23 protein-coding genes and 1 riboswitch are annotated in these 23,792 nt (G+C 68.4%); of the genes, 11 read left to right on the forward strand and 12 right to left on the reverse strand.

Annotated features, from left to right (window positions below):
• Positions 1-12: 12 nt before the first annotated feature.
• From B146_RS0115760 to B146_RS0115785, 6 genes are all read right to left on the reverse strand, one after another.
• On the reverse strand, positions 13-1,548 hold the full coding sequence (locus B146_RS0115760) for an ABC transporter substrate-binding protein (RefSeq protein ID WP_019997428.1): 1,536 nt from the start codon (positions 1,546-1,548) through the stop codon (positions 13-15).
• Positions 1,549-1,653: 105 nt separating this feature from the next.
• The gene (locus B146_RS0115765; protein ID WP_019997429.1) at positions 1,654-3,225 is read right to left on the reverse strand and encodes an indolepyruvate oxidoreductase subunit beta family protein; all 1,572 of its coding nucleotides are present in this window, start codon (positions 3,223-3,225) and stop codon (positions 1,654-1,656) included.
• 13 nt (positions 3,226-3,238) lie between these two features.
• On the reverse strand, positions 3,239-5,389 hold the full coding sequence (locus B146_RS0115770; RefSeq protein ID WP_019997430.1) for an indolepyruvate ferredoxin oxidoreductase subunit alpha: 2,151 nt from the start codon (positions 5,387-5,389) through the stop codon (positions 3,239-3,241).
• A 315-nt stretch (positions 5,390-5,704) separates the two neighbouring features.
• Positions 5,705-6,211 carry a MarR family winged helix-turn-helix transcriptional regulator gene (locus tag B146_RS0115775; protein WP_019997431.1) on the reverse strand — a complete coding sequence of 169 codons (507 nt, stop codon included), beginning with the start codon at positions 6,209-6,211 and terminating at the stop codon, positions 5,705-5,707.
• A 3-nt stretch (positions 6,212-6,214) separates the two neighbouring features.
• Complete coding sequence (locus tag B146_RS0115780; protein ID WP_019997432.1) at positions 6,215-7,798, reverse strand: phytoene desaturase family protein; 1,584 nt, start codon at positions 7,796-7,798, stop codon at positions 6,215-6,217.
• Positions 7,799-7,814: 16 nt separating this feature from the next.
• Positions 7,815-8,594 carry a cyclase family protein gene (locus B146_RS0115785; protein WP_019997433.1) on the reverse strand — a complete coding sequence of 260 codons (780 nt, stop codon included), beginning with the start codon at positions 8,592-8,594 and terminating at the stop codon, positions 7,815-7,817.
• 311 nt (positions 8,595-8,905) lie between these two features.
• On the opposite strand from B146_RS0115785, the gene B146_RS0115790 reads away from it, so the two are divergent.
• From B146_RS0115790 to B146_RS0115805, 4 genes are read left to right on the forward strand one after another with little or no spacing between them, the layout of a single operon-like run.
• Positions 8,906-11,215: a bifunctional salicylyl-CoA 5-hydroxylase/oxidoreductase gene (locus B146_RS0115790; protein WP_019997434.1), complete on the forward strand. Its 2,310-nt coding sequence runs from the start codon at positions 8,906-8,908 to the stop codon at positions 11,213-11,215.
• Positions 11,212-12,000 (forward strand): SDR family NAD(P)-dependent oxidoreductase, encoded by a 789-nt coding sequence (locus tag B146_RS0115795; RefSeq protein ID WP_019997435.1) that lies wholly within the window; start codon positions 11,212-11,214, stop codon positions 11,998-12,000. The genes B146_RS0115790 and B146_RS0115795 overlap by 4 nt, the downstream gene beginning before the upstream one ends.
• 16 nt (positions 12,001-12,016) lie before the next feature.
• Positions 12,017-12,430 carry an acyl-CoA thioesterase gene (locus tag B146_RS0115800; protein ID WP_019997436.1) on the forward strand — a complete coding sequence of 138 codons (414 nt, stop codon included), beginning with the start codon at positions 12,017-12,019 and terminating at the stop codon, positions 12,428-12,430.
• Positions 12,427-12,831: a RidA family protein gene (locus tag B146_RS0115805; protein WP_019997437.1), complete on the forward strand. Its 405-nt coding sequence runs from the start codon at positions 12,427-12,429 to the stop codon at positions 12,829-12,831. The genes B146_RS0115800 and B146_RS0115805 overlap by 4 nt, the downstream gene beginning before the upstream one ends.
• Here B146_RS0115805 and B146_RS0115810 read toward each other — a convergent pair.
• Positions 12,812-13,339 (reverse strand): MarR family winged helix-turn-helix transcriptional regulator, encoded by a 528-nt coding sequence (locus B146_RS0115810; RefSeq protein WP_019997438.1) that lies wholly within the window; start codon positions 13,337-13,339, stop codon positions 12,812-12,814. The genes B146_RS0115805 and B146_RS0115810 overlap by 20 nt on opposite strands.
• A 152-nt stretch (positions 13,340-13,491) precedes the next feature.
• On the opposite strand from B146_RS0115810, the gene B146_RS0115815 reads away from it, so the two are divergent.
• From B146_RS0115815 to B146_RS0115830, 4 genes are all read left to right on the forward strand, one after another.
• A complete protein-coding gene (locus tag B146_RS0115815; protein ID WP_019997439.1) occupies positions 13,492-13,923 on the forward strand; it encodes a cupin domain-containing protein in 432 nt (143 codons plus the stop codon).
• A 10-nt stretch (positions 13,924-13,933) separates the two neighbouring features.
• Positions 13,934-14,794 (forward strand): fumarylacetoacetate hydrolase family protein, encoded by an 861-nt coding sequence (locus tag B146_RS0115820; protein ID WP_019997440.1) that lies wholly within the window; start codon positions 13,934-13,936, stop codon positions 14,792-14,794.
• A complete protein-coding gene (locus tag B146_RS0115825; protein ID WP_019997441.1) occupies positions 14,791-15,570 on the forward strand; it encodes an SDR family NAD(P)-dependent oxidoreductase in 780 nt (259 codons plus the stop codon). The genes B146_RS0115820 and B146_RS0115825 overlap by 4 nt, the downstream gene beginning before the upstream one ends.
• Positions 15,571-15,757: 187 nt before the next feature.
• Positions 15,758-17,080, forward strand: coding sequence for an MFS transporter (locus B146_RS0115830; RefSeq protein WP_019997442.1), 1,323 nt, complete (start codon positions 15,758-15,760; stop codon positions 17,078-17,080).
• 166 nt (positions 17,081-17,246) lie between these two features.
• Here the strand turns inward: B146_RS0115830 and B146_RS0115835 are convergent, their stop codons facing one another.
• The 3 genes from B146_RS0115835 to B146_RS0115845 are packed head-to-tail and all read right to left on the reverse strand — an operon-like array spanning position 17,247 to position 20,029.
• The gene (locus B146_RS0115835; RefSeq protein ID WP_155897536.1) at positions 17,247-18,248 is read right to left on the reverse strand and encodes a FecCD family ABC transporter permease; all 1,002 of its coding nucleotides are present in this window, start codon (positions 18,246-18,248) and stop codon (positions 17,247-17,249) included.
• 8 nt (positions 18,249-18,256) lie between these two features.
• Positions 18,257-19,219, reverse strand: coding sequence for an ABC transporter substrate-binding protein (locus tag B146_RS0115840; RefSeq protein ID WP_026358646.1), 963 nt, complete (start codon positions 19,217-19,219; stop codon positions 18,257-18,259).
• 18 nt (positions 19,220-19,237) lie between these two features.
• The gene (locus tag B146_RS0115845) at positions 19,238-20,029 is read right to left on the reverse strand and encodes an ABC transporter ATP-binding protein (protein WP_019997445.1); all 792 of its coding nucleotides are present in this window, start codon (positions 20,027-20,029) and stop codon (positions 19,238-19,240) included.
• A gap of 303 nt (positions 20,030-20,332) precedes the next feature.
• Positions 20,333-20,552: riboswitch (cobalamin riboswitch) on the reverse strand.
• Between the two features lie 128 nt (positions 20,553-20,680).
• On the opposite strand from B146_RS0115845, the gene B146_RS0115850 reads away from it, so the two are divergent.
• Positions 20,681-21,112 carry a DUF930 domain-containing protein gene (locus tag B146_RS0115850; protein ID WP_019997446.1) on the forward strand — a complete coding sequence of 144 codons (432 nt, stop codon included), beginning with the start codon at positions 20,681-20,683 and terminating at the stop codon, positions 21,110-21,112.
• Positions 21,113-21,246: 134 nt separating this feature from the next.
• The gene (locus tag B146_RS0115855) at positions 21,247-21,597 is read left to right on the forward strand and encodes a hypothetical protein (protein WP_019997447.1); all 351 of its coding nucleotides are present in this window, start codon (positions 21,247-21,249) and stop codon (positions 21,595-21,597) included.
• Positions 21,598-21,786: 189 nt separating this feature from the next.
• Here the strand turns inward: B146_RS0115855 and B146_RS0115860 are convergent, their stop codons facing one another.
• Positions 21,787-22,662 (reverse strand): SDR family oxidoreductase, encoded by an 876-nt coding sequence (locus B146_RS0115860; RefSeq protein WP_026358648.1) that lies wholly within the window; start codon positions 22,660-22,662, stop codon positions 21,787-21,789.
• Between the two features lie 218 nt (positions 22,663-22,880).
• Here B146_RS0115860 and B146_RS26355 point away from each other — a divergent pair, with 218 nt between their 5' ends.
• The gene (locus B146_RS26355; protein WP_019997449.1) at positions 22,881-23,114 is read left to right on the forward strand and encodes a DUF6894 family protein; all 234 of its coding nucleotides are present in this window, start codon (positions 22,881-22,883) and stop codon (positions 23,112-23,114) included.
• A 64-nt stretch (positions 23,115-23,178) separates the two neighbouring features.
• Here the strand turns inward: B146_RS26355 and B146_RS26360 are convergent, their stop codons facing one another.
• Complete coding sequence (locus B146_RS26360; RefSeq protein ID WP_162141951.1) at positions 23,179-23,682, reverse strand: MarR family winged helix-turn-helix transcriptional regulator; 504 nt, start codon at positions 23,680-23,682, stop codon at positions 23,179-23,181.
• Positions 23,683-23,792: the final 110 nt, after the last annotated feature.

The following is a 23,792-nucleotide window of genomic DNA, read 5'->3' on the forward strand; positions in this document are numbered from 1 at the left end:
CGCGCCGTCCGCTCAGGCCACGGAGACGAGCGTCGGCTGCAGCGCGCCGGACGTGTTCGGCACCACCTTCAGCCCCTTCCGGAACACGACGGGCTGGACATACTGGAGGAGCGGAATGACGTAGCCTTCCTCGGCAATGTACTTGTCCACCGCCTTCCAGCCGGCGATGCGCTTCGCCTCGTCCTTCTCGCCCCAGAGCGGCGCGATCTTGGCGTCGAGGTCGTCGGTGTTCCAGACCGAATGCGGCGAGGGGCCGAACATGGCGAAGCCCGTCGAGGTCGTCGGATCGCCGATCGCGTTGCCCCAGTTGTAGAAGGCCGTTTCGGCGAGCTGGTCGGCGGCGCGCAGCTCGTAGTGCTTGGCGATCTCGTAGACCTCGATCGTCGCCTCGATGCCGACCTTGCGCCACATGCCGACGATGGCCTGGACCATCTCGTAGTCCTTGGGCTTGAAGCCGCGCGTCGTCTGGATGGTGAACCTGGCCGGATTGCTCTTGGAATAGCCGCTGGCGGCGAGAAGCTCGACCGCCTTGGCCTCGTCGTAGCCGACCGTGATCGAGGGATCGTAGGCCTCGTATTCCGGCGCTTCCAGCGTGTCGATCGGCACGCCGTAGCCGCGCAGAAGCCGGTCCACGATCGCCTTCTTGTTGATCGCGTGATGGGCCGCGAGGCGCACGTTCTTGTCGAGCATGGCGCCGGTGTTGTTCACGAAGAGCATGCCGATGTCGGAGACCGGCGTCGCAACGCCCTCCAGCTTGCCGCCCTGGCGCAGGCGGTCGTATTCCTCGTAGGGGATTTCGAGCGTGATGTCGGCCGAGCCGCTCTCGACCTCCGCGACGCGGCTGACCGCGTCGGTCACGAACTTGAAGACCACCGTCTCGAAAGCCGGCTTGCCGCCCCAGTGGTTCGGGTTGGCCTTGAGGCGCAGATACGCGTTCCCCTCATAGGCGTCGACCATGTAGGGCCCGGTGCCCACGGGCTTGGCCTCGAAGCCCTGCGGGCCGACCTTCTCGTAATAGGCCTTGGGCAGCACGTAGCCGGTGAGGAAGGCCATCCACTTGAAGAGCGTCGGATCGAACTGCTTCACGTCGGCGGTGATGCGGTTGCCGTCCGCCTTCAGGTTGCCGATCGTGCTCCAGACGAACTGGATCGGGTTGCCGGTCGCCGGGTTCCCGGCGCGCTCCAGCGACCAGACGACGTCCTCGGCCGTGAAGGGCGAGCCGTCGTGCCAGGTGACGCCGTCGCGCACGGTCATGTGGACCTTGGTGCGGTCCTCGTTCCAGCCCCAGTCGGTGAGAAGACCCGGCTCGAAGGCGAGGTCGGGCTTCTGGCCGACGAACTGGTCGAAGACGGCGCGGTAGATCGCCTGGATCGTCGGGTTCACCGCGGAGGCGCCGACCGTCGGATCGAAGCTCGGCAGGTTGACATTGTAGGCGATGGTCAGCGTGCCGGGCGTCGCGGTCTGGGCGAGGGCCCGGCCCGACAGGACGGCGGACAGCAGCGCGCCCGCGCCGAGCGCGAGGGTCTGGCGGCGGTTGAGATCGAACATGGCGGAGGGCCCCCTGAAGCCGAGATGACGACGGAATGCGGCATGCGGATGCGAATGCGGATGGGCATGCGGGCTGGGGGCGCCCCCGTTCGGGGCGCCGCGCCGTCAGATCGGCTCGTAGGCGGAGGCGACGGTGAGAAGCGCGCCGTCGAGCGCCTTGCCCTCCTCGTCGAGGAGCGCGGCCTTGATGAGCCGGTGCATCCAGGCGCCGCCATCGGCATGGGGCCGGAGCAGCGGCACGGCGGAAAGGACGCGGTCGAACTTGGAATGGCCGCGCGCGTGAGTGTCGGAATAGCCCTTCACGAGGCGGCGGGCGGCGAGGATCGCGACGGCGAGGTCGTAATTCGCGGGCAGCACCTCGCGCGCCGTCTCCAGCCAATGCGTCCAGTGCTCGACTTCGCGCTCGTGGCGCAGCGAGCCCCGGCGGAAGCGCTTGAGGCCGGCGACGAGGTAGAGCGCCAGGAACCAGTGGATGCGGTCGGTGCGCACGCGCCGTCCGCGATTGACGAGACGGTCGAGCGCGGCAAAGAGCTTCGGCCGGTTCTCGATGGCGTGGCCGATCCGGGCCGGCAGCGTGCCCGCCACCTCCTCCATGCGCGGATGCATGTATTCGGTGAGGCCGAGGATCTGGCCGTCCTTGGCGCCCACCTCGCGGCGGATGCGGGGCGTGCGGGCGGCGCGGGTCTTGAGGTCGGCAACGCGCACCACGTCGTCATAGGCCATGGCGACGGCGAGGTATTTCGCGGCGGCTTCGGTGAAGGCCCAAGCCTTGTCGGCACCGCCCTGCTTGCGATCCTCGGCGTGGAGCGCTTCGAGCACCGTCAGATATTCGCCGGCATAGGCCGCGTCCTGATAGTCCGCGAGGCGCTTCACGCCCGCGAAGGCCATCGGGCGCACGCTTTCGGGCAGCGCGTGGATGCGCGACAGAAGCGCGTCGAGTTCGGCCACGCCGACCGAGGCCGGGGGCTCCGGCAGGTCCTTGCCGGGCGCCTTCGGCACGATTTCCTTCTTGTCGCTGCCGACGCGGTCGAACCCGGCGGCAAAGGCTTTCAGGCTCGGCTCGACGCCCTTGCCGCCGGCGCGGATCGCCGCCTCGAAGGCCTCGCGCGCGAAGGGCAGGACGCCCGAGCCGGCGAGCGCGCCGAACATCGTCGCCGAGATCACGCTGCCGTTCTTTTCGGCCAGCGTCTGCATGTCGAAGGCCACGATGCGCTTGGCCGCGACGCCCGCCGCCGCGACGACGCTTTCCGGATCGCCCACACCGTCGCCCGGCACCTCCTTCTCGCCCACGGCATAGGAGCGGTGCGAGGAGGTGATGAGCGTGGTGCGGTCGGGCGTCACGAGCCCGCGCAGCATGGAGCGCCCGGCTTCCATGAACTCGGCGGCGAGCACGACGTCGACATCGCCCGGCGTCGGCATCAACGACAGGATCGGGTGATGGCCGCCCGAGGCCGGAAGCAGTTCGAGATAGTAGATCGTCGCGCCAGTGCGCTGGGCGACGCCGGGCACCGAAGTGGACTGCGCCACCCAGCCCGCCCCTTCGGCGGTCGCCACGATCCAGTCGGCCAGCACCCCGCCGCCCTGCCCGCCCATGGCGAGGATGGCGAGCGAGACGGGCTTGTCGGTGGAAAGGCGCGCGGGGGCCGGGTCGCGCGGGAAACTCGGATGGATGGTCATGGGAACCGTCTCCTCAGGCGAAGGCGACGCGGCGCGTCTCGCGCCGGCGCTGGAGGAAGGTGATGACGCGCTCCCGAAGGCGGGCGAGGAAGCGGTCGGTCTTCGTCGGATTGAAGACGATGTCGGCCTTGTAGAAGGAGGGGCAGAGGATCGCCGCTTCCGACACCTCGCCGCAATTGCCGCAGCCGACGCACCCGTTGTCGATCGCGGCGACCGGATCGTCCTTCAAGGGGTCGGCCGTGTGCTTGACCGAGAGCGAGGGACAGCCCGAGAGGCGGATGCAGGCGTGGTCGCCGGTGCAGACGTCCTCGTCCACGCCGAAACGCTCCTTCACCACCCGCTCGCCGTTCTTCACGGCTTTGGCGAAGATCGGCTTTACCCGGCGCTGCTTGTTGAGCGAGCATTCCGAGGAGGCGACGATGACCTTCGGCCCCTTCTCAGGGCTCGTCAGCGCCTCCTTCAGTGTGTCGCGCATCTTGGCGACATCGTAGGTGCGATCGACATGGCGCACCCATTTGGCGCCGACGCCCTTCACCGCCGTCACGATGGAATTGTTGGTGGAGCGGTCGGGGTTCTCGGCGCGGGACGACAGGATGTCCTGACCGCCGGTGGCGGCGGCATAGTGGTTGTCCACTACCATGATGACGCCGTCCTGTTTGTTGAAGACGGCGTTGCCGACGCTGGTGTTCAAGCCGTTATGCCAGAAGCCGCCGTCGCCCATGATCGAGATCGGGCGCTTCTTGGCATCGACGTTGAAGGCCGAGGCCGAGGCCGGCCCGAGCCCGTAGCCCATCGTCGTGCCGCCGATATTGAAGGGCGGCAGGATGGAGAAGAGGTGGCAGCCGATATCGGCCGAGACGTGGTGGGCTCCGAGTTCCTTCTCCACGAGCTTCATGGCCGCGAAGATCGGGCGCTCGGGGCAGCCGACGCAGAAGCCGGCAGGGCGCGCGGGAACGACCCCATTCAGCGCCTTCACCTTCGGATCGGCGAGCACGGCGTCGGCGCTCGGCACCGGCGGGCGGTTGCCGAGAAGCTCGGCCGCATGGGCGTCGAAGAAGGCGGTGAGGCCCTTGGCGAGAACCTGCGAGGTGTATTCGCCGCCGCGCGGCAGGAGGTCCTTGCCGGCAAGCTTGGTCTGGAGATCGTGACGGCGCAGGATAAGGCTCAGCGCCTGCTCGATATATTCCGGCTGGCCCTCCTCGATCATCAGGACGGCGTCCTTGCCGGCGCAGAAGGCGACGAGTTCCTGATCGATCAGCGGATAGGAGACGTTGAGCACATAGAGCGGCACGGCGCTGGAGCCGTAGACATCGGCGAGGCCGAGATGCTGGAGCGCGCGCATGACGCTGTTGTAGAGCCCGCCCTGGAGGACGAGGCCGACCCGGCCCGTTTCGGGGCCGAAATGTTCGTTGAGCTTTCGGCTCGCCACGAACTCGACGGCGGCGGGCCAGCGCTTCTCCAGCTTTTCCTTCTCGTGGACGTAAGCCGCTGGCGGCAGCACGATGCGGTTCAGGTCGCGCTTGGGGTTCTCGACGGCTTCCTTCAGCGTGAAGGCGGGACGCTTGTTGTCTTTCGCGACGAACTCGCCATGCACGTGGCAGGAGCGGATGCCGACCTGAAGCATGACCGGCGTGTTGGAGGCTTCCGACAGCTCGAACCCGGTCTCGACGGCCTCGACGATGGAGGTGAGGTTCGGGCGCGGGGTGAGGAGCCACATCTGCGACTTCATCGCAAACGCATGTGTGCGCTCCTGCATGATGGAGGAGCCCTCGCCGTAATCCTCGCCGACGATGACGAGGGCGCCGCCCGTGACGCCGCCGGACGACAGGTTCGACAGCGCGTCGGAGGCGACGTTGGTGCCCGCCGTCGACTTCCAGGTCACGGCCCCGCGCACGGGATACATGACGGAGGCCGAGAGCATGGCGGCGGCGGCCGCTTCCGAGGCCGAGGATTCGAAATGGACGCCGAGTTCGTCCATGACGCCGCGCGCGTCGGCCAAGACGTCCATCAGATGCGAGATGGGCGAGCCCTGATAGCCGCCGACATAGGAGACGCCGGACTGCAGCAGCGCCTTGGTGATGGCGAGGATGCCCTCGCCGCGAAAGATGTCGCCCTCGCCGAGCTTCAGCTCTTCGACTTCGCGAACAAAAGACCGTTCCGCCATGGACCGCTCGTCAAGTTGTGGGAAGGGGATGCCGTCTCAGCGGCAGGGTATATCCATGCATACTCATGCTTTTTAGAACCGTGTCAAACATATTTCATGCTGCAACTGCTCAATCGGCGGGAGACCGGCGCTTAAGCTTTGGGCATTTGCATGAAAATGCAGGCATCGGACGAAGATGCGCGTCCCGGCCCGGGCGGGCGAACCCGATGCGGAGCGGGCGTCGGCCGGGCGTGCGGCGGGGACGGAGGGAGACGGAACCGGGGCAGCCCTTCGGGGATCTCGCCCGGAAGGGATCGGAGATCGATCGCCGAGCGATCAGAGATCGTTGCGGCGGATATTGCCGAGGATGCGGTGCAGGAGGGCGACGAGCGTCTGGTATTCCTCTTCCGAGACGCCCTCGAACATCTTCGAATAGCGTTCGTACATGGTCGGCCAGACGGCATTGAAGGCCGCGAGGCCCTTTTCCGTGATGGAGGTCTCGCGCACGCGCGCGTCGTCGGCGCGGGGCGTGCGGGTCACGAGGCCCTGCTCCTCCATCGCATCGAGCGTCCGGCTCATGGTGGACTGCTCGGTCACGGCGTAGACGCTGAGCTCGTTGATCGCGAGGCCGTTGGAGACACTGAGGATGGCCAGAACGCGCATCTTGGCCGTCGTCATGTCGAAGGCCTTGAGCTCCTCCGACATGTCGGCGTTCCAGCGGGCGGCGACGCGGTTGAGGAGGTATGGGGCGAAATGGTTGAGCCCGAGTTCCCCCATCGAGGGGATCGCGCCCTTCCGCTCGTCCGCGCCGCCCAGAACACCGCGACGATACCTGCCGACCATGACCTACCTGAGTGTCTGTGCGAGCGCGAAGCCCGATCCCGCGCCGAGCCCCGGCCCCGGATGGGTGGACGCGCCGATATGATAGAGCTTCGGGACGTGGGTCCGGTGATTAACCGAGCCCTTGAAAGGCCGCCAGAGGAAAAACTGGTCCACCCCACAGGCCCCGCCATACGGGTCGCCGCCGACGAGGTTGACGTTGAGGCGTTCGAGATCGGCGGGCGAATAGCTGACGCGCTTGAGGACGCTCTCGCGGAACCCCTCGATATGGCCGGCCAGAATCGCCTCGATCCGGTCGGCATAGGCTTCCCGAAGCTCCGGCGTCCAGGCGCCGTCGGCCGGCGCCGGAATGATGCCCGCCGCATCGCCCTTGATGAAGCGGGGCGCCTCGGGAAGCTGGAGCCAGAGGATGGAGGCGCCGTCCGGCGCGCGCGAGGGATCGAGCATGGCGGGCTGGCCGACGCAGATCGTCGGCTCGGCGGGCAGCATGCCGCGCTCGGCTTCGTTCGCGGCGCGCGACACGCCGTCGAGACCGGGCGTCACGTGCAGGAGCGCGACCTGGCCGAGCTCCGGCGAGGACCAGCGCGGCGGGCGCGACAGGGCGTAGTGGATCTGCATGTTGCCCTTGCCGTGGCGATAGCGCCGGGCGCTGTCCTTCATCTCGGGCGGCAGGCTCTCGCCCGGCAAGAGGCGGCCATAGAGCTGGCCGGGCGCGGCGGAGACGACGACGCCCGAGCCCGCGCGCAGCACCTCGCCGCCCGCCAGCCGCACGCCTTCGGCCTCGCCCCTGGCGTTGCGGACGATCTCCTCGACGTCGGCCCCGGTGCGGATGACGCCGCCATGGTCCTCGATCAGGCGGCGGAAGGCGGTGAGGATCGTCTCCGCCCCGCCCTTCACGACCGGCGCGCCTGCCGCCTCCAGCGCGAAGCCGATGACGCGGACCATCTCGCCCGAGAAGGTCGATTCCGGCCCGAGGCCGCAATGGAGCACCCAAGGGGCGAAGAGCGCGCGCGTCGTCTCGGAGTTGTAGGTCGTCTCCAGATGGGCGCGGGCATCCACCATCGCCTCGCCGAAGAAGCGCGCAAGGCCGCGCGGCCCCCGGCGCAGCAGCTCGCGCCCCACGGTCTTCATCGTGGCGCGCGACCAGAGCGCGCTGCCGAGCAGCGAAAAGACGAAGCCGGCATTGCCCGCGAAGCGGTTCATGTCGGCGTCGAAAGCCGCGCCGTCGCCCGGCGACAGGGCGTCGAGCGCCCGGACGTTGGCGGCGCGCTCGCGCGAGAGGGTCGCGTGCCGCCCGTCGGGCATGAGGACGCCCGTCGGATGGGCGGCGTCGCAGAATTCCAGCCCTCGCGCGGCGAGATCGTCCTTCAGCACGCCATAGGCCGGCGAGGTCGTGAAGAGGACAAAGGTCGTCGCCATCACGTCATGCACGAAGCCGGGTTCGGTGATCGCTTCCGTTCGGATGCAGCCGCCGATCCGATCGTTGCGCTCGAGAAGCACGACCTTTCGGCCGCGCTTGGCGAGGAGGCTGGCGGCCACCAGCCCGTTGATGCCGCTGCCCACGATGATGTAGTCCGCCTCGAGGGCCATGACGCGCCGCCTGCCTTCAGTTCTTCGGCACGAGGGCGAGGACGCGCAAGGGGCTGCCCGTGCCGTTCACGATCTTCAGGGGCGCGGCGACGACGAGCGCGCCGGTCGGCGGCAGCTTGTCGAGATTGACGAGGCTGGCGAGCCCGTAGCGCCCCTCCTCCAGCATCAGGTGGTGAGCCGGGAACGGCGGATCGAAGCTGTGGGCCATGCCGGCGTCGGTGCCGACGCATTCGTTGCCCCAGCCGATGATCTTCTTCTCCACGAGATAGCGGATGCAATCGACGGAGGGGCCGGGCGTGTGGCCGCCGTTGAGGAAGCTCTCGGCAGACTTGTTGCGCGGATACCAGTCCGAGCGCATGAAGACCCAGGCGCCTTCGGGAATCGCGCCATGCTCGGCCTCCCAGGCCTTCACGCCCTCGGCGGTCAGCACGAAGTCCGGGTCGGCGGCGACCTCATTCGTGCAGTCGATCACGCAGACAGGCGCGACGAAATCCTTGGCGGGCAGCTTGTCGGTCGTGTTGTCGGGCCGGTCCTTGCCGGAGATCCAGTGCGCGGGCGCGTCGAAATGGGTGCCCGTGTGCTCGCCAAGCTCCATCCAGCCCCAGGCCCACCAGGGACCGTTGGAATCATAGGCGGAGATCTCGTTCATCTTGAAGGCCGGCGTGTTCCGGCCGAACTCGGGCGGGAGGTAGAGGACCGGCGTCTCGGGCCCGAGCGGGGCGGTGAGATCGACCACCTCGATCGCGCCGGAGGCCAGAGCGGATGCGACGGCGGACAGGCTTTCGGCAGCGGACATCGGCAACCTCGATAGAAAGGAAAGGGGATCGCGGCGCCATCCCTGCGCGTCGCATGACGGGAGGATGACGAGCGATCAATGAAATTGCAAGCATCTCCCGACGCGAAATCTTGGAGCGATGTCGCCGGGTGTACGGGTTTCAAGCGTTTTGCAGCGCAATACATGGACGAGGCTGCTTCGCATTTGCACAAACCTGCTCAATCTGAATGCAGATGCAGATAATTTCCGAACACGCTTGACGGCGGCCCCGCGCCGAAATATTTTAGGTCTAAATCATTTCCCGAACCGACGCCCCTCCAAGGAGGCCATCCATGCGTATCGTCTGTATCGGCGGCGGCCCTGCCGGCCTGTATTTCGCGCTTCTGATGAAGAAGAATCACCCCGAGCACTCGATCACCGTGGTCGAGCGCAACCGGCCCTACGACACGTTCGGCTGGGGCGTCGTCTTCTCCGACGCGACCATGGTCGCGATGCGCCAGTGGGACCCCGAAAGCGCGGCCGAGATCGAGGACGCCTTCAACCACTGGGACGATATCGAGCTCATCTTCAAGGGCGAGACGCTGCGCACCACCGGCCACGGTTTCGTCGGCATCGGGCGCAAGAAGCTTCTCAACATCCTCCAGAGCCGCTGCGAGGCGCTCGGCGTCGAGCTCCGCTTCGAGACGGAGGTGAACGGCGACGAGGACTTCCCCGACGCCGACCTCGTGATCGCCTCCGACGGCTTCAACTCGAAGGTGCGCAACAAATACGCCGATATCTTCGAGCCCGACCTCGTCAAGCGGCCGAACCGCTTCGTCTGGCTCGGCACCAACAAGCTCTTCGACGCCTTCACCTTCGACTTCAAGAAGACCGAGCACGGCTGGTTCCAGGCCCATATCTACAAGTTCGACGACAAGACCTCGACCTTCATCGTCGAGACGACCGAAGAGGCTTTCGCCGCCCACGGGCTGGAGGCGATGAGCCAGGACGTGTCGATCGCCTTCTGCGAAAACCTCTTCGCCGACACGCTGGACGGCGCGCCCTTGATGACCAACGCGCGGCACATGCGCGGCTCGGCCTGGCTCAACTTCTCGCGCCTCATCTGCGGCAAGTGGAGCCATTTCAACGGCAACAGCCATGTCGTCCTGATGGGCGACGCCGCCCACACCGCCCATTTCGCCATCGGCTCGGGCACCAAGCTCGCGCTGGAAGACGCGATCGAACTGACGCGCCAGTTCAACGCGCACGGCCATGGCCGCGACGCCATCCCTGCGGTCCTCGACGATTACGAGGCGATCCGCCGCGTCGATGTCGCCCGCATCCAGAACGCCGCGCGCAACGCGATGGAATGGTTCGAGGTCGTGGGCGAGCGCTATGCCGACCAGCTCCCGCCCCAGCAGTTCATGTATTCCATGCTGACGCGCTCGCAGCGCATCAGCCACGAGAACCTGCGCCTGCGCGATCCCGTCTGGCTGGAAGGCTACGAGCGCTGGTTCGCGGAACAGTCAGGCGTGCCGGCCAAGAATGGCGAGCGCCCGCTGCCGCCGATGCTGACGCCCTATCGCTTGCGCGGCGTCACGCTCAAGAACCGCATCGTCATGTCGCCGATGGCGATGTACTCCGCCACGGACGGCGAGATCGGCGATTTCCACCTCGTCCATATCGGCAGCCGAGCCATGGGCGGCGCGGCGCTCGTCTTCCCCGAGATGACCTGCGTCTCGGCGGATGCGCGCATCACGCCCGGCTGCCTCGGCCTCTGGAACGACACCCAGGCTCAAGGCTGGAAGCGCCTTGCCGACTTCGTCCACGCCAACAGCGACGCCAAGCTCGGCATCCAGATCGGCCATGCCGGCCGCAAGGGCGCGACCAAGCTCGCCTGGGACGGGATCGACGAGCCTTTGACCGAAGGCGCATGGCCGCTCCTGTCGGCCTCGGCCCTCCCCTATCTCCAGCATTCCGCCGTGCCGAAGGCGATGGACCGGGCCGACATGGATCGGGTGCTCGCCGACTTCGTCGCGGCCACGCGCCGCGCGGCGGAAGCCGGCGTCGACTGGCTGGAGCTGCACTGCGCACACGGCTATCTCCTCTCCTCCTTCCTCTCGCCGCTGACGAACAGGCGCGAGGACGAATACGGCGGCTCCCACGAGAACCGCGCGCGCTTCCCCCTGGAGGTCTTCCGCGCCGTGCGCGCGGCCTGGCCGGAGGATCGTCCGATCTCGGTGCGCCTCTCCGCGCATGACTGGTTCGAGGGCGGCAACACGCCCGACGACGCCGCGATCTTCGCGAGGCTCTTCAAGGAAGCGGGCGCCGACATGATCGACTGCTCGTCCGGTCAGGTCTGGAAGGAGGAGAAGCCGGTCTATGGCCGCCTGTTCCAGACGCCCTTCTCCGACAAGATCCGCAACGAGGTGGGCATTCCCACCATCGCCGTCGGCGCGATCTCGGAAGCCGACCACGCCAACTCCGTGATCTCGGCGGGCCGGGCCGACCTCTGCGCCATCGCGCGGCCGCATCTCGCCGACCCCGCCTGGACGCTGCACGAGGCCGCCAAGATCGGCATCCGCTCCGTGCCGTGGCCCAAGCAGTACTACTCCGCCAAGCGGCAGTTCGAGACCAATCTCGAACGGGCGGCCGCGCAGTGAGCGCGGATCGCTCCCTCCTCGGCCGCCACGCGCTCGTCACGGGCGCGGGGTCCGGCATCGGCGCGGCGATCGCCGAGCGCCTCGCGGCGGCCGGCGCGCGCGTCACCCTCGCCGGGCGACGCGAGGAACCGCTCAAGGCGGTGGCCGAGCGGCTGGGGGGCGAGACGCTCATTGCCGCCGGCTTCGACGTCACGGACGCAGCCGCCATCGCCAGCGGCCTCGATAAGGCGCGGGAGGCTTTCGGGCCCGTCTCGATCCTCGTCAACAATGCCGGCGAGGCGCCGAGCGCGCCCTTCGAGAAGACGAGCGCGGAGATGTGGGCGAAGGTCCTGTCGGTGGACCTGACCGGCGTCTTCAACGTGACGCAAGGAGCCCTCCCCGACCTGCGCGCGGGCGGCCCCGGCGGGCGCATCGTCAACGTCGCCTCGACGGCGGGCCTGACGGGCTACGCCTATGTCACCGCCTATTGCGCCGCCAAGCATGGCGTCGTCGGCCTGACGCGGGCGCTGGCGATCGAACTCGCCAAGACCGGCATCACCGTCAACGCCGTCTGCCCCGGCTTCACCGACACGCCGATCATCGCGGAGTCCATCGAGCGCATCGTCGCCAAGACCGGGCGCAGCCATGTGGAGGCGTTGAAGGAGTTCACCAAGAGCAACCCGCAGGGACGGCTCGTCTCGCCCGCCGAGGTGGCCGACGCGGTCCTCTGGCTCGCCCTCCCCTCCGCCTCCGCCATCACGGGCCAGGCCGTCGCCGTCGCGGGCGGCGAGGTCATGGCCGGATAACAGGGATACGACACCCATGCCCTTCACCCAGTCCAAGCCGCTCCGCTTCGGCGACTGCGACCTCACCGGCATCGCCTACCACCCCGCCTATTTCGGGATGCTGGTGGACGTGAACGAGGCGATGTTCGCCTCCTTCGGCGTCACCTGGAAGGAGCTGATGTTCGAGCGCCGCATCGGCCTGCCGACGGTGACGCTGAACGTCACCTTCGTCGCGCCCTCCACCTATGGCGACGTGCTCGACTTCGCCGTCCATGTGCGCGCGGTCGGCCGCGCCTCGCTCGACCTGGAGACCGTGGTGAGCGTGCGCGGCCAGACGATCTGGACCGTCAAGCAGCGCATCGTCGCGACCTCGCTCGAGAACCACAAGTCCCACCCCTGGCCGGACGATGTCCGCGCCGGCCTCACCCGCTATCTGGAGCCCGCAGAATGAGCCACGAGATCCTCCAGCCCGAAGGCTGGGCCAAGCCCATCGGATACGCCAACGGCATCAAGGCCAAGGGCACGTTCCTGCAGGTCGGCGGCCAGATCGGCTGGGACGAGAACTGCGAATTCCACTCCGACGATTTCGTCGATCAGGTGGAACTGGCGCTGAAGAACATCGTGCGGGTTCTGGAAACGGGCGGCGCCAAACCCGAGCACATCGTCCAGATGACCTGGTACTTCACCGACCGCGAGGCCTACAAATCCGGCATGAAGCGGATCGGGGCGGCATACCGCGCGGTCATCGGCCGTCACTTCCCGCCGATGGCGGCGGTGCAGGTCGTGGCCCTCATGGAGGACCGCGCCAAGATCGAGATCGTGGCGAGCGCCGTCATTCCCGATCCGAGCTGACCCGCTCCTCGGTCAGCGCCCGCCGGGCCCTGCCCTTCATCTTGCGCAGGAGCCCGAGCATCTGGCGCGTCTCGGCGGGGTCGAGCCCCGCCGTCAGCGAGCGGATCCAACCCTCGTGCGACCGCGCCATCTCGGCGAACGTGGCGCGGCCGAGCGGGGTCATGTGGATGAAGCTCTCGCGCCGGTCGTCCGGGTTCTGCTCGCGCCGGATCAGCCCGTCCTCCACCAGCCTCTTGATGACGGCGGTGATGTTGCCGGGCGAGACCATCAAGCGCTGGGAAAGCTCGCCGAGGTTCAACCCGTCCGGCGCGCGCTCGATCTGGGAAAGGATGTCGAAGCGGGGAAAGGTCGTGTCGAACTCCGACAGGAGCCGGCGACGCACCTCGTTCTCGATGAGGCGCGAGACGCTGTAGAGGCGCAGCCAGAGGCGAAGCTGGTCGTGCTCGTCGCCGACCGCGTCAGCGATCTTGGTCTCCGCGTCGATCCAAACCTTTGATGTCTCGCTCATTTTTCTGACGCCTCGCCTGCCCTCGCCCATCGCTATGCCAGCCGGCACGGCCCCTGCCAAGCCGGCTCACGCCATAATACTTGACATCTAAACTAATACCGGAAACCTTTCCATCCCAACGGCGCCCGGACGCCGAACTCTCGGAGGACCCCATGACGGCATCGGTCAAGCCCATCGTCACCCGCAAGGACCAGGAGCACACGGGCACCGGCCAGTCCGGCGGCGCCAAGCGCATCTCGGGCGTCAGCCCGCAGCACACGCCCGCCACCAAGATCTGGTTCGGCAAGGTCTCCAACGAGCCGGGCTACCGCTCCCTGCCGCACCACCACGGCGAGGCCGAGACGGGCGGCTACGTGCTGAAGGGCAAGGGCCGCATCTACTGGGGCGAGAACTACGAGGAGTTCATCGACATGGCCGAGGGCGACTTCGTGTTCGTGCCGCCGATGATGCCCCATGTCGAGGTCAACATGTCGACGACCGAAGAGCTGGTCTGGATGACCTGCCGCACCCCCGACAACATCGTCGTCAACCTCGAGGACGTGCCGGACGAGATCCTCGTCGGCTACGTCGCGCCGGCTCGCTGAGGGCCGCGCGATGAAGCTCCTTCGCTTCGGCGCGCCCGGCGCCGAGAAGCCCGGCCTTCTGGACGCAGGCGGCGCGATCCGCGACCTCTCCGCCCATCTGCCGGACCTCGCAGACGACGCCCTGTCGCCCGCCTCGCTCACGCGCCTCGCCGCGCTCGACCCCGCCTCGCTGCCGCTGGCCCCCGAGGGCTCGCGCATCGGTCCCTGCGTCGCGCGGCCGGGCAAGTTCATCTGCATCGGCCTCAACTACGCCGACCACGCGCGCGAGACCGGCAAGGAACCGCCGCCCGAGCCCATCATCTTCATGAAGGCGACGAGCGCGTTTTCGGGGCCCTATGACGACGTGGAAATCCCGCGCGGGTCGCAGAAGACCGACTGGGAGGTCGAGCTCGGCATCGTGATCGGTTCGACCGCGAAATATGTCAGCGAAGCCGACGCGCTCGACCATGTCGCCGGCTACTGCCTCGTCAACGACGTGTCGGAGCGCGCCTTCCAGTCGGAGCGCGGCGGCCAGTGGACCAAGGGCAAGAGCCACGACACGTTCGGCCCGACCGGCCCCTGGCTGGTGACGCGGGACGAGGTGCCCGACCCGCAGGCCCTCGACCTCTGGCTGGATGTGGACGGCGTGCGCCGCCAGACCGGCAACACGCGCACCATGATCTTCGGCGTCGCCCATCTCGTCTCCTATCTCTCCGAGTTCATGACGCTGGAGCCCGGCGACATCATCGCGACCGGCACGCCGCCGGGCGTCGGCCTCGGCTTCAAGCCGCCGATCTTCCTGCGCGAGGGCCAGGAGATGCGCCTGAGGATTCAGGGTCTCGGCGAGCAGCGCCAGCGCACCGTCGCGGCGCGCGATCGGAGGCCGGCATGAGCGGGCGCGTCGCAGGCCGCGTCGCGATCGTCACCGGCGGTGGGCGTGGACAAGGCGCGGCGGAAGCGGCGCTTCTCGCCCGCGAGGGCGCGAGCGTCCTGATCGGCGACGTGCTGATCGAGGACGGCGAGGCGCATGCGGCGTCCCTCGCGGCCGAAGGGCTCGACGTGCGGTTCCGGGCCCTCGACGTGACCGATCCCGAGCACTGGGCGACGGCCGTCGAGACCTGCCGCACCTGGAAGGGTCGGCTCGACATTCTCGTCAACAATGCCGGCATCATCAACCGCACCACGGTCGCCTCCACCGGGCTCGACGCCTGGAAGCGGGTGCTGGACGTGAACCTCACGGGCGCGTTCCTCGGCATCCAGTCGGCGGTGCCGTTGATGACGGAGAGCGGCGGCGGGTCGATCGTCAACATCTCCTCGAACAGCGGGTTCTCGGGTCATTACGACCCCGCCTACACCGCCTCGAAATGGGGACTTCGGGGCCTCACGCGCTCGTCCGCCATGGAGTTCGCGCGGGCCGGCATCCGCGTCAACGCGATCTGCCCCGGCCTCGTCGTGACGGAGCTGAACAAGAACAGCCCGCATCTCCAGCCGATGATCGAGATGACGCCGATGCGCCGCTCCGGCGCGCCGGAGGAGATCGCCGAACTCGTCCTCTTCCTCGCCTCCGACGCCTCCGGTTTCATCACCGGCGAGGACATCGTGATCGACGGCGGGTTCACCGCCGGGGCCGCCTATCGCCGGGTGGCGACGGAAACCGGCATCTTCTGACAGGAACCCCGGCGCACCGAAAGGTCCGCCGGGGTTCTGCTTTTGCGAGCGAGGGAGCCACCGTGGGTAGAGCGCGCGACGCGCCTCCCGCTCCCGAGCGACGCCCGCGGACCGCCGTGGCCCCTCGGCCGACCCGCGCAGACCCCGCGCATCCCCGACCGATCCCCCATTCAAAGGAGAAACGTGCATGGCCGCCGCACCCCCTGTCACCGCCCCCGCGCCCGGCACCGCCTGGCCGCCGAGCGCGCAGCGCACGACACGCCTCGTGCTTCTCCTGTGCTGGCTCGCGATCCTCGCCGAAGGCTACGACATCGGCGTCCTCGGCGCCGTCCTTCCCGCGCTCTCCAGCGAGGCCGGCTGGAACCTCACCCCGATCCAGCTCGGCGCGCTCGGCAGCTACACGGTCTTCGGCATGCTGATCGGCGGGCTGCTCGTGGGCACGCTCAGCGATCTCTATGGCCGCAAGCCGCTCTTCGTCGCCTGCCTGTCGCTCTTCACGGTCTGCATGGCGGCGACCGCCATGGCACCGACCCCCCTCATCTTCGGCCTGTTCCGCTTTGTCGCCGGCCTCGGCCTCGGCGGCATCATCCCGATCGCCGCCGCGCTGACGGTGGAATATTCGCCGCCGCACCGCCGCAGCCTCAACTACGGGCTGATGTATTCCGGCTATTCGCTCGGCATCCTCGCGGCCGCCCTCGTCGGGCGTTCGCTCCTGCCCGACTACGGCTGGCGGCCGGTGGTGCTCGTCGGCGCACTGCCGATCGTCATCGTCCCGCTCATGATCTGGCGCCTGCCCGAAAGCCTCGACTTCCTGGTCGAGAAGGGCCGCACGGCAGACGCCGCGCGTCTGGCGGCCAGGCTCGGCCTGCCGCTGCCCACCCGCCGCGCGGCGCCGGGCGAGACCATCGGCTGGCGCGCCATCCTCGCCGAGATCTTCTCGCGCCGGAACGCCCGCGCCACGATCGCCTTCTGGACGGCGCTCTTCATGGGCCTCCTCCTCGTCTACGGCCTCGGCCAATGGCTGCCGCAGATCATGCGCCGCTCCGGCTACGAGCTCGGCGACAGCCTCCTGTTCCTCGCCGTCTTCTCCTTCACGTCCGCCATCGGCGGCATCGTCCTCGGACGGCTGGCCGACCGCTTCGGCGTGCGTCGCACGGTGTTCCTGACCTATCTCCTCGGCGCGGCCGGCATCGCCGCCCTGTCGCTCCAGGGCTCGATCTGGATGAACTACGCCTTCGTCGCCGTCGCGGGCTTCGGCAGCGTGTCGAGCTCGCTGATCCTGACCGGCTATCTCGCGCAATATCTGAGCCCCCGCGTGCGCGCCGGCGGCACGGGCTGGGCGCTCTCCTTCGCGCGCATCGGCGCCTTCTGCGGCCCGCTTCTCGGCGGCTACGTCGCCTCGCTCGGCGTCGACACGGCCTGGAACTTCTACGCCTTCGCCCTCGTCGGCCTCATCGCGGCACTGGCGACCGCCGCGATCCCGGCAAGACGCGAGGCGCGCGCGGGCTGAACCCCGCCTCGCGCTCTGCCGCGACGGACCTCGCGGCAGAGCTTTTTCTCCCGCCAGACGAGGAAATGCGCCGACGCGCCGACGCCTTTCCGAAGGCGGCGCCAGCGGCGGTCAGCGCGCTCTTCGCCGCCAAAAGCGCGCAAGATGCGTCGCCCGAGCGGCTCCCTCAACGGCGCAGCACGACCACCAGAACGAAGAGCGCGCCGGCGGCGGAGGTGACGATGCCGACGGGCAGTTCCTGCGGGGCGAGGAGGATGCGGCTGACGAGATCGCTCGCCAGAAGCAGGATCGCGCCGATCAGCGCCGAGGTCGCGACCAGAACGCCGTGTCGCACGCCGACCAGCGCGCGGGCGAGATGGGGCACCATGAGGCCGACGAAGCCGATCACGCCCGACAGCGCGACGAGGGCCGCCGTGGCGAGCGCGGCGAGCGCGAAGACGAGAAGCCGCAACCGGCCGACATCGACGCCGAGCGAGCGGGCGGTTTCCTCGCCGCCGAGAAGCGCGTCGAGCCTGTGCCGCAGGGCAAGACCCGTCGCGAGCGCCAGCCCCGCGCCGAACAGGCCGAGCGGCAGGTTGGTCCAGCTCGCGAGGCCGAGGCCCCCCGCCGTCCAGAACAGGACGGAATAGGCGGCGCGCTGGTCGCCCGAAAAGACCAGAAAGGTCGTGAGCGCGCCGAACAGGAAGGAGACCGCGAGCCCCGCGATCACCAGCCGCTCCGGCCCGCGCCCGTCCTGGCGCGCCATCAGGGCGAGGACGGCGGCGGCCGAGACGAGCGCCCCGGCAAAGGCGGCGACGGGCAGGGTCCAGACGCCGAGCCGATCCCCGAAGATGGTGATCACCGACACCGCGCCCGCCGCTGCGCCCGACGACAGGCCGAACAGGAACGGGTCCGCCAGATCGTTGCGCGTCGTGGTTTGAAGAAGGACGCCGACCACCGCGAGCCCCATGCCGACCGCGACGGAAAGGAGGACGCGCGGCAGGCGAAGGTCGAGAACGATGCGCGCCAGCGGCCCGGCGACGGGATCGCCGAGCCCGAGCGCTCCGGCCAGCACCCGCGCGACCTCGCCCGGCGCGATCGGCGTCGAGCCGAAGGCGATGCCGGCGCAGCCGAGCGCCAGGAGGACGAGGAGCCCGGCGAGCGAGATCAGCGAGAAGCGCGTGGCCACGCCCGCCGTCACTTCGCCGCGAAGGCGCCGGGGTGCAGCGCTTTCGCGAGCGCCTCGATCGCCGGGATATTGGCCGGTCCGGGCGTCAGCTCCTCGTAGCGCAGCGGCAGGAAGCGATCGTTCCTCACGGCGTCGGTTTCCTTCATGGCCGGGTGATGCTTCAGGAAGTCGAGGAGCTTGGCGTAGCCCGCGCCGTCCTGGTAATCGAGAAGGATCAGGAATTGCGGGTTCTTCACCGCGACATCCTCCCAGGAGGTCGTGCCCCAGCTCATCTCGAGATCGCCCAGCACATTGGTGCCGCCGGCAGCCTCGATGAGGGCGGTGGGCATGGCGAACTTGCCTGACGTGAAGGGCTTGTCCTCGCCCGAATCGTAGACGAAGACCGAAACGGGCGGCTCGCCCTTCACCGCGCCAGAGACCTTCGCGAGCCGCGCTTTCCAGCCGTCCACGAGGCTCTCGGCTTCCGCGCGCTTGCCGAAGATCGTGCCGAGCGCGAGCTCGTCGCCATAGAGAAGGTCCATGGACGCGCGCGGCCGGGTCTTGTCGACCTGGGCGCAGCTCTCGGTCAGGACATAGGTCTGGATGCCCTTTTCGCTCAGCGTGTCGGGCGTCACCTCGCCGCCCGGCTTCATGCCGTAATACCAGCCGGCGAAGAAGAAGTCGGCGTTGGCGCCGAGCAGCGTTTCCATCGTGGGATATTTCGGCGCGAGTTCGGGGATCGAACCGCGCTCGCGATCGAAGGCGGGCGTCGTCTTGTACCAGCCCGAAATCCCGGTCACGCCGGCCATCTCCGGCTGGAGATGCAGCGCGAAGGCCATCTCGCTCATGTTGAGATCGTGAACCACGGCGCGGCGCGGCGCGTGGTCGAAGGTCAGCGTGCGCCCGCAATTCTCGACGCTGACGGGAAAGGCGAAGGCCGGCGCCGCGAGGGCGAGCGAGCCGAGAAGGGCGAGAAGGGCGGAACGGCGCATGGCGGTCTCCATCTGTTGTCAGGCATCGGGCGTGTCGAAGACCAGAAGCGGGCGGCCGTTCGACGGGTTGGTGAAGGGGAAGCAGTCCATGGCGAAGACGGCGCGCACGGTCGCGGGCGACAGCGCCTCTTCGGGCGTTCCCAGCGCGACGAGCCGCCCGGCCTCCAGGACGGCGACGCGGTCGGCGAAGGGCGTGACGAGCGCGAGGTCGTGGAGAACGGCGACCACGGTGACGCCGAGCCCGCGCGCGAGCGCCAGCATGTCGGCGCGCGCGCGCGGATCGAGATGGTTGGTCGGCTCGTCCAGAACGAGAACGGCGGGTTCCTGCGCCACGGCCCGGGCGATCGCGGCGCGCTGGCGCTCGCCGCCCGACAGCGTGGCGAGACGGCGCCCTCCGAGCCCGGCAAGGCCGACGCGCTCGCAGGCCTCGGCCACGACGCGCGCGTGCCGCGCGCCCTCGCAGCGGCCGAGATGCGGGATGCGGCCGAGGCCGACATAATCATGAAGCGTCAGGCGTCCGTCCGGCTGGTCGCTCTGCCCGACGACGGCGACGAGCCGCCCGCGCTCGGCGAGCGGGATCGAGGCGAGATCGCGCCCGTCGATCGCGACGCGGCCCCGGCTCGGGGCGAAGCGGCCGAACAGAAGGCGCAGAAGCGAAGTCTTGCCCGCCCCGTTCGGCCCGACGATCGCCAGCCGCTCGCTCGCGCGCACGCAAAGGTCGATCCCTTCCAGAAGGGCGCGGCGGTCGGGCGCGACGAGGTCGACCGAGACGAGCTCGATGCGGCCGGACGAGGGAGGGGGCGAGGGCATGCAAGGCCTTGAACGGGAGGGCGCGGCTGGGCTCTACGATGTAATATTATAACATCGCAAGCGGATTCCATCGCGACCGCTCGCTTCGCACGGCGCACCTCGCGCGCAAAACGGCCTCGCGCTCCGGGCGGAACGGCTGCGTCGGCAGGGCGGCGGCAAACACGGGGAAAGAGGACATGCGAGGGCTCCGGCACGAAAGCGGGAGCGGCAAGCGGACGTATGCGAACGGGCGGGCGAGGACTTCCGAACACGGGAATCCACGCCGCGACAGGCACACGATCCACCGGGACACCCCGCCCGAGGACAGTTCGATCCGTCGCGGCAGGTCTCCTGGCTCGCGGGTCAAGGCCATTCCTCCCGCCTTCCCGGAGGAAACCTCCAGTGGCTTATGGGGGACGAAGGCTCGCCGCTGACAGTTGCGGGGGCAGCCCCGGACTCGCCTTCCCTCGTCGGGCTGGCTCACCGGGTTCCCTCTTAGCCACCCCGTCTTGCGAGAGGGCGGACCGTGACGGGCGCGAGGGTGGGTCGATTCTCCCGCCAAGTCAACCTTGGCGAAACCGGAGGCCGATCGTGGCCGCGAGGCTCGAAGGCTCGAAGGCTGGATAGGGTTCGGGGTGGCCAATATGCTTCGTATTGCTTATCAAAGCGCGAATGACCCGCCGTTTCTTCCAGCCCACCCCATCCCGGCGTCGTGCTCTCGCCGCGATGGGTCTCGCCCTGCCTCTCCTGACCCATCCCGCCCAGGCGCTCAGCGCGCGCGAAACGGCCGAGATGCAGCAGCTCGCTCCGATCGATCGCATGATCCAGGTCTGCTACCTGAAGCTCGAGGACCGCATCGCCCGCGAGACGCGCTATCGTCAGATCGACCGCGTGGTGATGGACGCCTTCTCGCGTGGTCAGATCAGGGACCGCACGCTGAAGGCCAGCGGCGCGGCGTTCCGCAACCGGGGAAACTGGTTCAAGCTGCGCTTCCGCTGCGCCGTGACGCCGGACCGCCTCCACACCGAAAGCCTCGAGTACGAGATCGTCTCCGCCGAGCCCATCGCGCGGGACGAGTGGGAGCGGCACCGGCTCTTCCCTTGAGAGAAGGCCCTGCCAGACGCTGACAGTTCGGGTCGCGCCACCATTGCGCCCGCACCAGTTGTGCTGCACAGTTCCTCGCAGCCGAACCGGACCCAGCGTCGAAGCGGGTTCGGGGGCGAGTGGAGGGAGCGGACATGCGGACGGTTCGGCTGGCGGCTTGCGGCTCCTTGCTGCTCGGCCTTCTGGCGCTCGGTGGCTGCATCAGCGAAACGAGATACGCCGCGATTTCGGAAGCCTACAAGGGCAGCCCGGCGCTGCGGCGCGAGGAAATTCGCCAGTGCAACCTTCGGGACCGCGCCTCGCCCATCCAGCGCGAGAAGCTGGCCGTGGTCATGAACCTGCCGCCCAGAAGCAATCCGGTGCCCGTCCTTTGCCGGCGGATGGTCGAAAGCGTAGCCTCCGGCAGGCTGAGCTACGAGGATTACCGCACGATCCGAGCGGGGCAGATCACCCCCAAGCTCATTCGCATCCTGCAAGGGCGCTGAGGCAAGGCGCGGCACGAGGCGCGTCGGATCGGGCCGGGTCAGGCCGCGACCCGTGATGCCGGACCCGGCACCGAACGAGGCAGCACGCCGGTTTTCCAGGCCTTGCCCCTCAGGTGGTCGGGATCGGCCCGCGCAGCATGAAAGCCCGAGCGAGCCGATCACCCCGATCCGATCCTCAGCCCGTCGGGCTCAATACATCGGCATGCCGCCGGTGATCGGGACCACCGCGCCGGACATGTAATTGCCCTCGCGCGAGGCAAGAAGCACGTAGGCGCTGGCGAGTTCGGCGGGCTGGCCGGCGCGGCCGAGCGGGGTGTTCTGGCCGAGCGTTTCCAGCGTCTCGGCGTCCTTGGCGATCGGCTGGATCGGCGTCCAGACCGGGCCGGGGGCCACGGCGTTGACGCGGATGCCCTTGGGCGCCAGCAGATTCGACAGGCCGATCGTCAGGCTGGAGATCGCGCCCTTCGTCGTCGCGTAGACGATCATGCTGTCGGTCGCGACCTTGGCCTGGATGCTCGTCGTGTTGACGATCGAGGCGCCCGGCTTCATGTGCGGCACCGCCGCCTTGGCCAGGCGCAGCATGGCGAAGACATTGACCTGGAAGGCGTTCTGCATCTCGTCGTCGTCGATATCGGCGAGATCGTCATTGGTGGTCTGCGCAGCGGCGTTGTTGACGAGAATGTCGAGCTGGCCGAATTCGGCGACGGTGCGCGCCACCAGTTGCTCGCAGACGGCGCGCTCCGCGATGTCGCCGGGCACGAGCAGGCAGCGCCGACCGGCGGTCTCGATCCAGCGCCGCGTGTCCTCCGCGTCGCTCTGTTCGGCCTCGAGATAGGACAGCGCGACATCGGCTCCTTCGCGCGCGAAGGCGATCGCGACCGCCTTGCCGATCCCCGAATCCCCGCCCGTGATGAGCGCCACTTGGCCCTGGAGCAGCCCCTTGCCGACATAGCTCTCCTCGCCATGGTCGGGCTTGGTGCGCATCTTCGTCTCGAAGCCGGGCTTTTCCTGCGGCTCCTCGCCGGGAAAGCGTGTGGGCTGGCTGGTGCGGGGGTCGGTGCTCATGAAGGGCTCCAGAATGAGGATATGGGAGGCAACGATCCGCCCGCGATATCGCTCCGAAGGTTTCACGCCCGAACGACCGCCCTTCTCGCGCGCCGCCTTTCGAGGCGACGCGTCACGCAAACGCCGAACTCCGGGGATACGATTTCTCTGCTGCTCCTCGTCCGGGCGTCGCCCGGCCCGGTCGGGAGGCGCGCCCCTTTTCGTGAAGCCTTGAGCGGATGCGCTATTACTTCCATCACCTGAAGCGGGATCGGGCCATTCTCGATCTCGAAGGCAGCGAGCATCGCGACCTCGACGCCGCGCGCGACGAAGCCGTGGACGCGGCGCGCGAGATCATGGCGACCGCGATCCGCAAGGGGCTGGACGTCTCGCACGAAAGCTTTCGGATCGTGGATGCCGACCGGGCCTTCTGCGCGTCGGTGTCCTTCGCAGCGGCGCTGCGCCGCGCGTAGAGGCGCGCTCAGCGGGGCATTCGACGGACGATGGCGTGGGAGAAACGAAGGGCGGGCGCGGCGATCAGCGGAGGCGGCGCAGGCGACGATGGGCCGTGCGCTCCAGAAGCGACAGGCTGTCCTGGATATGCGTGATCTCGCTCTGCGACAGGCTGGCCGTCAGCTCGGCGTCGATCTCTTCGCTGATCTCGGCGACCTTGCGGCACAGGGCGAGCCCCGCCGGCGTCAGCTCGAGAATGATGCGGCGCGCGTCGCTCTCGTCGAGAAGCCGCGTCACCAGCCCTTTTTCCACCAGCCGGTCGGCCGTCTTGGACACGGTGGAGGGTCGCACCGCCAGTTCGTCGGCGAGCGTCGAGACCGTCAGGCGCCCGCGTGGCACCAGCGCCAGGAGGAAGCGATCCTGCCCCGCCGCCAGCCCCAGCGCCGCCAATCGCAGCCCGAGCAGGGTCCGCACCGCATGGGCGGCCGAAAGGGTGGTCGAGAGGATCGAGTCCTGCTGGTGCGGTTGCGGCGCTCGGTCTGCCGAACCCAGCAACGTGCCATTGATATGGCCTGGCGTTAGACCCATTTTCGACTTCCTTCTGAGACGATACCGAAAGGACGCCGTATCGTTCTCGTTATATATATTTCGCCTTCCTTCGGATTTCGATGAAAGGACCGGTTCTGTACGGTCTCGTA

Source organism: Aureimonas ureilytica DSM 18598 = NBRC 106430 (assembly GCF_000382705.1).
GTDB classification, from domain to species: Bacteria; Pseudomonadota; Alphaproteobacteria; order Rhizobiales; family Rhizobiaceae; genus Aureimonas; species Aureimonas ureilytica.

Excerpts from the sequence above, each read along its gene's own strand:
- B146_RS0115845 (WP_019997445.1), bottom strand. The coding sequence starts at position 20,029 with ATGCCCTCGCCCCCTCCCTCGTCCGGCCGCATCGAGCTCGTCTCGGTC.
- B146_RS0115820 (WP_019997440.1), top strand. The coding sequence starts at position 13,934 with ATGAAGCTCCTTCGCTTCGGCGCGCCCGGCGCCGAGAAGCCCGGCCTT.
- B146_RS0115805 (WP_019997437.1), top strand. The coding sequence starts at position 12,427 with ATGAGCCACGAGATCCTCCAGCCCGAAGGCTGGGCCAAGCCCATCGGA.
- B146_RS26360 (WP_162141951.1), bottom strand. The coding sequence starts at position 23,682 with ATGGGTCTAACGCCAGGCCATATCAATGGCACGTTGCTGGGTTCGGCA.
- B146_RS0115810 (WP_019997438.1), bottom strand. The coding sequence starts at position 13,339 with ATGAGCGAGACATCAAAGGTTTGGATCGACGCGGAGACCAAGATCGCT.
- B146_RS0115800 (WP_019997436.1), top strand. The coding sequence starts at position 12,017 with ATGCCCTTCACCCAGTCCAAGCCGCTCCGCTTCGGCGACTGCGACCTC.
- B146_RS0115830 (WP_019997442.1), top strand. The coding sequence starts at position 15,758 with ATGGCCGCCGCACCCCCTGTCACCGCCCCCGCGCCCGGCACCGCCTGG.
- B146_RS0115785 (WP_019997433.1), bottom strand. The coding sequence starts at position 8,594 with ATGTCCGCTGCCGAAAGCCTGTCCGCCGTCGCATCCGCTCTGGCCTCC.
- B146_RS0115815 (WP_019997439.1), top strand. The coding sequence starts at position 13,492 with ATGACGGCATCGGTCAAGCCCATCGTCACCCGCAAGGACCAGGAGCAC.
- B146_RS0115860 (WP_026358648.1), bottom strand. The coding sequence starts at position 22,662 with ATGAGCACCGACCCCCGCACCAGCCAGCCCACACGCTTTCCCGGCGAG.
- B146_RS0115765 (WP_019997429.1), bottom strand. The coding sequence starts at position 3,225 with ATGACCATCCATCCGAGTTTCCCGCGCGACCCGGCCCCCGCGCGCCTT.
- B146_RS0115790 (WP_019997434.1), top strand. The coding sequence starts at position 8,906 with ATGCGTATCGTCTGTATCGGCGGCGGCCCTGCCGGCCTGTATTTCGCG.
- B146_RS0115850 (WP_019997446.1), top strand. The coding sequence starts at position 20,681 with ATGACCCGCCGTTTCTTCCAGCCCACCCCATCCCGGCGTCGTGCTCTC.
- B146_RS26355 (WP_019997449.1), top strand. The coding sequence starts at position 22,881 with ATGCGCTATTACTTCCATCACCTGAAGCGGGATCGGGCCATTCTCGAT.
- B146_RS0115770 (WP_019997430.1), bottom strand. The coding sequence starts at position 5,389 with ATGGCGGAACGGTCTTTTGTTCGCGAAGTCGAAGAGCTGAAGCTCGGC.
- B146_RS0115840 (WP_026358646.1), bottom strand. The coding sequence starts at position 19,219 with ATGCGCCGTTCCGCCCTTCTCGCCCTTCTCGGCTCGCTCGCCCTCGCG.
- B146_RS0115775 (WP_019997431.1), bottom strand. The coding sequence starts at position 6,211 with ATGGTCGGCAGGTATCGTCGCGGTGTTCTGGGCGGCGCGGACGAGCGG.
- B146_RS0115780 (WP_019997432.1), bottom strand. The coding sequence starts at position 7,798 with ATGGCCCTCGAGGCGGACTACATCATCGTGGGCAGCGGCATCAACGGG.
- B146_RS0115855 (WP_019997447.1), top strand. The coding sequence starts at position 21,247 with ATGCGGACGGTTCGGCTGGCGGCTTGCGGCTCCTTGCTGCTCGGCCTT.
- B146_RS0115760 (WP_019997428.1), bottom strand. The coding sequence starts at position 1,548 with ATGTTCGATCTCAACCGCCGCCAGACCCTCGCGCTCGGCGCGGGCGCG.
- B146_RS0115825 (WP_019997441.1), top strand. The coding sequence starts at position 14,791 with ATGAGCGGGCGCGTCGCAGGCCGCGTCGCGATCGTCACCGGCGGTGGG.